This is a genomic window from Frankia sp. CcWB3, from assembly GCF_977927595.1.
This window is the reverse complement of the sequence record NZ_CDWRCK010000055.1, coordinates 18,368-19,856: the sequence shown is the minus strand read 5'-3', so window position 1 is coordinate 19,856 and position 1,489 is coordinate 18,368. Positions and strand designations below refer to the sequence as shown.

Genomic DNA, 1,489 nt, shown 5'->3' with positions numbered 1-1,489 from the left:
CGTATGTGCTGGGCGTGTCCTCGGGGGCCTCCGCCGCCGCGGCAAGCCCCGACGACGAGACCCCTCCCAGGGTGAGGACAGCGACCGCGGCGACGGAGGCCCCCGAGGACACGCCCAGCACATACGGATCGGCGAGGGGGTTGCGCACCACCGCCTGCAGCACGGCTCCGGCCACGGCCAGGCCCGCACCCACCACGAACGCCAGCAACACCCGCGGCGTCCGCACCTGCCAGATAATCTGATCGTTGATCATCGAGGACTGAGCACCGTTGCCGGTCAGATGAGCCACGACGCTGGACCACACCTCGCCGGGAGGCACCGATACCGAACCCACGCCGATCGCTGCCCCAACAACAATCGGCGTCGCCAGCACCAGGGCGAGCAGAGTGATCAGGAACCTGCCGCGCGCGCTGCGCGCCGCCCGCGGCAGCACGGCGCCGGCAGTGACCGCGGGCATCCCGCGGGCGGGTCGGAGCGCCGCCACCGCCCGCAGCCGTACCGCGTCCGCGGCACCCACCGATGGCGTCGGCGTGGCACGTACCGACATAGGTTGATCGATGGACAGCGGATGCCCCCGTTGACTCAAACGAAACAAAAATCGTTTTCGTTTCGTTTGAGCAAGCTAACAGCCCTGCGCAGGCTCCGTCAACGGTTCTGTAGGGGTAGGACAGGCCCTCCGCTCGTCGTGGTCGGGTGGTCACCGTCATCCGGCGACTACTCGACCGGGATCATTCCTCCGCTCTGCCGCTGCCACAGCCGGTGGTAGCGCCCCCGCCGCTCGAGCAGCTCGTGATGGGACCCCTGCTCCACGACGCGGCCGTCGTCGAGGACGACGATGCGGTCCATGTGCAGCAGGGTCGACAGCCGGTGCGCGACGGCGATCACCGTCTTGTCTCGCCATAGGTCCTCGAGTGCGTTCTGGACGAGTACCTCGCTCTCGCTGTCCAGTGCGCTCGTCGCCTCGTCCAGAATGAGCATGGGTTTGTCGTCCAGGAAGGCGCGGGCAATGGCGATCCGCTGCCGTTGCCCGGTCGAGAGTTTGATGCCGCGTTCCCCGACGACGGTGTCGTAACCGTCGGGCGCCCGCGAGATGAAGCTGTGCGCGTGGGCCCGCAGCGCCGCAGCCTCCACCTGCGCCTGGGTCACCGGGCCCGCGGTGCCGTAGACGATGTTGTCCCGGATGGACCGGTGGAAGAGGGTGGTGTCCTGCGGAACGTAGGAGATGCCCCGGGCGAGCTGGCGGTTGGGCACCGGAACACCGTCCACGGCGACCATGCCCGGCGGGAGCGGGTAGTAGCCCAGCAACAGCTTGATGAACGTCGTCTTGCCGCTTCCGCTGCGACCCACGATGCCGATCTTCTCGCCCCGCTCGATGGCCAGGTCGATGCCCGCGAGCACGAGGTTCCGGTCGTTCTCGGGATAGGCGAACGACAGGCCCTGGAACTGCAGCCGACCGGAAACTACGGGAAGAACCGCGGGACGGCCCGAA

General features: G+C 68.4%; 2 protein-coding genes. Both read right to left on the bottom strand.

Going from position 1 to position 1,489, the window contains the following annotated elements; genetic code table 11:
• On the bottom strand, positions 1–547 hold a 547-nt coding region (locus ACY5KJ_RS06765; protein ID WP_462203002.1), incomplete at its 3' end, for an iron chelate uptake ABC transporter family permease subunit.
• A gap of 167 nt (positions 548–714) precedes the next feature.
• Positions 715–1,489, bottom strand: a 775-nt coding sequence (locus tag ACY5KJ_RS06760) for an ABC transporter ATP-binding protein (protein WP_462203001.1), incomplete at its 5' end; no start/stop codon positions are given.